The sequence below is a fragment of the Gammaproteobacteria bacterium CG11_big_fil_rev_8_21_14_0_20_46_22 genome, from assembly GCA_002796245.1.
Taxonomy (GTDB): Bacteria; Pseudomonadota; Gammaproteobacteria; order UBA12402; family UBA12402; genus 1-14-0-20-46-22.
In genome coordinates, this window is sequence record PCWT01000001.1 from 1 (window position 1) to 5944 (window position 5944).

8 protein-coding genes are annotated in these 5944 nt (G+C 40.5%); 1 reads left to right on the forward strand and 7 read right to left on the reverse strand.

Annotated elements, in window-relative coordinates; genetic code table 11:
• The first annotated feature begins 109 nt into the window (after positions 1 to 109).
• Positions 110 to 502 carry a VOC family virulence protein gene (locus COV52_00005; protein ID PIR12196.1) on the forward strand — a complete coding sequence of 131 codons (393 nt, stop codon included), beginning with the start codon at positions 110 to 112 and terminating at the stop codon, positions 500 to 502.
• Between the two features lie 337 nt (positions 503 to 839).
• On the opposite strand, the gene COV52_00010 is transcribed toward COV52_00005, so the two are convergent.
• The 7 genes from COV52_00010 to COV52_00040 form a co-directional block, all read right to left on the reverse strand.
• The gene (locus COV52_00010) at positions 840 to 1223 is read right to left on the reverse strand and encodes a hypothetical protein (protein PIR12188.1); all 384 of its coding nucleotides are present in this window, start codon (positions 1221 to 1223) and stop codon (positions 840 to 842) included.
• 42 nt (positions 1224 to 1265) lie between these two features.
• Entirely contained in the window at positions 1266 to 1778 is a 513-nt protein-coding gene (locus COV52_00015; GenBank protein PIR12189.1) for a hypothetical protein, read from the reverse strand.
• Between the two features lie 11 nt (positions 1779 to 1789).
• Positions 1790 to 2449, reverse strand: a complete 660-nt coding sequence (locus tag COV52_00020) for a hypothetical protein (GenBank protein ID PIR12190.1) — start codon at positions 2447 to 2449, stop codon at positions 1790 to 1792.
• A 74-nt stretch (positions 2450 to 2523) separates the two neighbouring features.
• Positions 2524 to 3117 (reverse strand): bleomycin resistance protein, encoded by a 594-nt coding sequence (locus COV52_00025; GenBank protein ID PIR12191.1) that lies wholly within the window; start codon positions 3115 to 3117, stop codon positions 2524 to 2526.
• Positions 3118 to 3179: 62 nt separating this feature from the next.
• Positions 3180 to 4145, reverse strand: a complete 966-nt coding sequence (locus COV52_00030) for a hypothetical protein (protein PIR12192.1) — start codon at positions 4143 to 4145, stop codon at positions 3180 to 3182.
• The gene (locus COV52_00035) at positions 4132 to 4947 is read right to left on the reverse strand and encodes a transcriptional regulator (GenBank protein ID PIR12193.1); all 816 of its coding nucleotides are present in this window, start codon (positions 4945 to 4947) and stop codon (positions 4132 to 4134) included. Before COV52_00035 ends, COV52_00030 begins: the two co-directional genes overlap by 14 nt.
• A 137-nt stretch (positions 4948 to 5084) precedes the next feature.
• On the reverse strand, positions 5085 to 5944 hold an 860-nt coding region (locus COV52_00040; protein ID PIR12194.1), incomplete at its 5' end, for a hypothetical protein.

Below are 5944 nucleotides of genomic sequence, written 5' to 3' on the forward strand. Positions count from 1 at the left end.
TTCAAATGCCTAAAAGTGTAACCTATGTCTCCGGTATAAAGTGTTACCTATGTCTCAAGTCGTACATCAAATACTTACACTAACAATAAAAAATTACATTACTATGAAGATAAAAATCAGCCACATCGACCACGTCGTCATGACTATCAAAGACGTTGAGGCCACTTGTCGCTTCTATTTAGATATTTTAGACATTCCTTCAATTACTTATAAAAAAACAAGAAAGTCTTTATGGCTCGGTACACAGAAAATCAACCTGCATCCTCATGGTGGTGAATACACGCCCCACGCCAATGTAAGCTCACCGGGTACACTAGATTTATGTTTTATTACTGAAAACACGATCGATGAAGTTATTGCTCACTTAAATACTCACAATATCCCTATCGAAGAAGGCCCCGTTGAAACCAATGGCGCACGAGGCAAAATGTGCTCAGTCTATTTTCGTGATCCAGATCTCAACCTGATTGAAATTGCACGGTATACGCACATTAACAAATAGCACTACGTTGGCGCGTCATACCTCAAGCCATCAGCTCTCACATTGTGTCTTTCGAGACTACTTTCGTTCACCCTATGCGTCTCGGGTTTCGGCTCGACAGTTTCGCTGTCTACGCTTCGCTGATTTCGTTACCTACGTCAGCGCAAGACTCGCTATACAGCGGAATCGGTTCTCCTTCTGCAATGGGACTTTCATCCATAAGATTTGCCAGACTTCGTCTTGGCGCACGAGTAGTTACAGTATTTGTTTTTATTTAATTTGAATCAAACGTACGCTGTACGTCACGAGGGACATTGGCATGTCCCTCGTGACGTACAGGCGAATTTAGTTTTTTAAATTAAGCAGTTTTCTTAAATTCACTAGGGAAGGCGAGCTTATTTTGCGTAGCTTGAAACCTAGAAGGAAAAAATACAGCCAAATCACCTGTTAACGTTAACGGATTGGCTATATAAGCATAATCACCAAAAGGGTTGATATTAGCACTGTCATCCACATACTGGGCATAAATGTTGTAAGTAGCACAGTTCACCGGAATCCCGTAAGAATGCCCTGGCGCAATGCTAGGGGTATCTAACTGATATTTACCATCTGTACTCACAACATTAAAAACAACATCTTTTTGCGCAGTGCTATCCACGTGAACATCTAGTTCGCAAGCAAAAGCATTCGTTCCAATAAGAAATATAATTGACACGATGGATAGCTTCATAAAATTTTTCATCAATCTTCTCCCTAAAATTTAGATACTAATTCTTTCGCTGATCTACCAACCTAGTTTTTTATCTTCTTGCTGTGCAGCTTGTTGCTGAGCATCAACTTGTCTCGCAAGAGTAATTGCTGATAATACATCACTATTAAGATCATCACACCCTCTAAAGCCTAAATCCATCCCATACAACGCCTCTCTACGCGCATGCCCCGCTTGACAAGCTTGTTGGTAAACATGCGCTAGATTCATACAAGTTTGGTTTTTCATAGGATTTTTATTTGCTTTAGCAAGTTTGTAACAAATCTTAGCAGCTTCTACAAATTTTTGCTTACTTTGCTTTATTTCTTTCTCAGTAATCGTTGAATGACAAGCAACTAATATGAGAGTCAGAAATAAAATCCCGATTAACTGAAGGACACGTATCATAACCTTAAAATCCTTTTGCAATAATATGCAGGGTATCTTATCAGGATAAATAAGTTTGTTCAATTTAAAGCCGCCAAACTGTACAAAACTTAGCAAAGAACCACAAATAATTAACTCTCTTAATTGCTTATCATGCAACATCTTCTACCAACCTAAGCTTCTGCTGTTTCTAGCTCAATAGGCGTATCAACGCTTCGATAATACTGTTTTCCAATCGCTTTCATCACTAAAGAAGCAATCGTAATATAAACCGTTAAGATTACGATATTCATACCAATATTGGCAAACACCAGGTGCCAGACTTGGTTAGGATAAATCTTCTCAAAAGCGAAGTAGTCAGTTGGCAACCCATGTCCAATCACGACAATAGCCGTTGAAATAAACGAGGCGATAAAAAACTTTTTAATATGCTTTTGCATAACGGCATAAAGTAACACCTCAACAATACCGGCAATGATTGAACCAATAATGCCCGCCCAAAACATGCGTGGAATGGGTATAATAACAATATTATAAGCCTGCAAGTGAGTAAAGCTCGCTGGGTGCGGCATCGAATTAACCAAGTATAAAGCATAAGAATAAAGGAAATCACAAAAATGAAAAATCACAATCATGACGATCACTAAGTATTTACCCAGTAATCGCGTCAACATATCCAACATAGGGTACAAGCCAGAGTACAACATCACAGAACCACTGATAGTAATTCCGAATACTGAAATTAGTCGAAAAGCCAGTGGATCACACGCCAAAGAAAAAGTGATATAAATAACACTAATGGTTAATAGGATTAAAAACTTTCTGTTGCTCACATTGATCTCCTAAGCTACTACGATAAATTCTTGCTAAAACTGCAAGTTGCTCCGAACATTTTATTTTTGGCTATTCAGTTTCCAGTTTCTTCAGGCTTGTCACCAATGTCAGAATGCCCTTCTTCACACTCCCATTGAATGCCGTATTGATCAATAAAATAAAAATAACGAATGCCGCCAATAATATCACAAACAGCTTGCTTTTCTCGGACGCTGTTTTCTTTCTGTTCGTCATAGAATTTGAACTCATCTGGAGTTATTGCACTAATCTTATAAGGTTTATAATCTGGATGATCAGAAATCAACTTAACTTCCTGTGTTTTAATAAAGTTGAATGCATCATCAATGTCTGTCACTTGCAAGCAAACATGTCGCGGACCGCCAACATCATTAGTTTTTCGATAGTGTATCGTTTGATCACCTTTAGGATAATGATATTCCATCAGCTCAATGAAAAAATTAGCACCCCTTACATGAAGAAATCCGATAGAGACTTCAACTGCCTCTGGTTTATCCATAAACCCTGCAGATTTTGAAAACCCGACATTTCTAAAATGTGGAAACAGTTGCTGAGGTGTTGCGCCAAGCAAGTTTTCATAATAAGTCATGGCTTTCTCAATATTATCAACAACAATGTTAATATGTCCCAGCCCGTGTATCTTTAGCATTTCATTAGTCCTCTCTTAATAAACATTACCTGTGCTTTTGGTGTATTTAATTTTCTGACTGCTCATCTAACCTCCATTGACCGCTTCACTGCCCATTGTATCGCAGGATGTGTCATGATTTTCTCTGCAAACGCTTTGTCATCCGTAATCAGTTCAGGGGTTATTTTACCCGCTGTTCTAATGGCTTGAATAAAAGCTTGTTCCTTGTCTTGCAAAGGCAAAATGGCTGACAATGCTTGTTGAAGCTCCGTCACCATACTGGTCGCCCATTGCTTTAATTGGGGTAAAGTTCTAGCTAACGACTGTTGATGCATGACGGGAAGTAAGCGATTTTTCAAATCTGTTAGATTATAGGTCACTGTTTCGGCTGCCAATGAATCTAAGTCAATCGTTGTCATGGCCAAATAAACAATAAAAGCTTCCCTTAATTTTTTTGTGTTTAAGTCTGTTTTTGTCAGTAAGTAATGGGCGTCAAATAAATCTCGACTAACCGATCGACTAAATAGGGCTGATAATTTTCCTGCAGCTAATTCGTGAATGTCTAATATGGGTGCTTGCCAATGCGCGTGGCTTTCGAGTTTTGGCGAACAATCTACTATTGGATACAGTGGTTGCCGATACATAAAATTGAGATCAATCTCTAACGCACCTCGTTGACCCAGCACGCTATTATAAAACCACACCATTTTGCCACCGGCGTGATAGATGGGTGAACGATGACGTTCAAATTGGTTCTGAATCAAAATTTGGTGAACAGCATCCACAATCACAGGCTTTTCAGTCAGCATGGTTTCGCGATCAATCGCACCTATGTAATTTAAATCAATATCAACTGATAGTCTTGGCAAGTGTTCAAAGTGAAACAAATTTAATGCTGTGCCACCTTTTAATACTAAGCGTTCTTTCAAATAAGGCACAGACAGTATTTGCTGAAAGATATCCAGCAAACGATACACTTTTTCCAACATTTCTGGCTTATAACCCGCTGTTCTGGCTTCTTTTAGTAGTTGCTCTTTAGAGGTCAGCATGAGGTTCTTCCCATGATTGATGAATAACGGATACCGGCAGCAAAATATTCCAAGGTTTTACTAATTGAAATTTTTCTCTCGTCTTTTTGGAGGCATATTGCGGTATTTTAGGAACCGCTTTTAATAAGGGTTTTAATTGATTCTCACGCACAGCAAATGCGCCCTGACGCTGACTTAAAAAATAACCCACCGTCGCATTTAAGCGTGCGTTATCTAACAGCAAGCAGTACTCAACCACTTCATCAACCTTTAAAACCGCGAAATTATTAAGAGAGCGACACACCTCTTCCCAACCACCACACAGTTCAATGCGATCTAATACATCCACGAAGGTGCGTGCTGGGTTTGTCACTTTTAGCATGACTCCTTGTCGATCAACGTTATCAATATGCGCCAGTGTCTTTTGTTTCTTTTGCAGTGCCGTGGGTACTGCCACTGATTGAAACCAGCGCTCTTGGAATCCAAAGGACTTGCTTTTCTGTTCAGTCACGTAGGTAAACTGCCCAAACGTTGAATAAGCCAATCCCATCAGTTCAAGTGCCGTATGGTAACCCAATACCGCATCTTCTGTAGCCTTCCCAGCCACAAGATAAGGATCAACTGTCAACGTCTCTGGTGATTGGTTCGGTGGTACTACGGCGTACAGCTTACGTCGAATCAATTTAATTTGCCCGACCTTCACATAATAGCGTAATGCCGTATTGACTGAAATCGGCTTGATTTCTCCTAATGAAGCTTTCCAAGCAGCAAACTCCTCATGCCGAAAAACAGGATGTTCATAAAAGAACCGATCGGCTTTCATTGTTTATTTACCTCCAATATTGGCACTAATATAGCTATTAAGGGAGATAAAATCAATATAAATGCGCTCATATGTCAAACCAAAATTAAAATGTCCGGTGTTTCTCCAAAATTAAAATGTCCGCTTTTACTCCTCAGTCAAGGGCACTTATCCACAAGTCCACAAGTGCCCGGGTGCTCCAATTTCACACCGGGCAAGCTTGTGGACCCTGTGGGTAAGTGCCCGGATTGTTGAGACGTTTTTTCTTTCTTGGATTTAAGCCACTCAGGGTTAAATTTCCCCCAGGGTGTTTTATGCCGGTTTAAGGTGGAATGCTTGGACAGAACAGTGCCGCTAGCCGTTTTCTTCGGCTTTTGCTTCCGCACTGTCGTTGCCGGTTTAGTGTCAATCCGTATGGCTTTTAGCCGAACTTTTTTGTGCCACACGGAGAGTGAATGATCGAGATGACGCCTCACCGTCATAGTTTGCTTAGGACGTACACAAGCCTTTTTTTCTAGTTGGTAAAATTGATTTTCATAGCGTATCGTCCAGTCATTGTTAACTTGCCTTGTCTCTTCCCAACAAAAAATCTGATCAAGATCCTCACCGCCTAATAACGGTACATGGCCATCTTCCGAATCCGCCGGTGCTTTGGCAAATTTTGCATTAAGTTGATTCACAAAGCCGCCGCTTAACAGCGCATTCGCCTCTTCTATTCTCTGAATCCCTTTCAGTTTTAACGCTTTAACTAAACGATCTTGATAAACCCCATGACTTCGTTCAACTCGCCCTTTGGCTTGAGGCGAGTAGGCCTTGATGATCTCAATCCCTAACTTCTTGCACGCCTTTGAAAAATGCGTTAACCAGTCGGGCTCAACCAGTAAAGCCTCATCATCCTGTTTGAGTGCCTTGGGTGAAATATATAAACTTTTTAGATCAACGTAGATGGCCTGTGGAATGCCTGCCTCACTAATCCACCACTTCAGTAAGGCAAAAGCCGCACGGGTGGTTTCGCCTG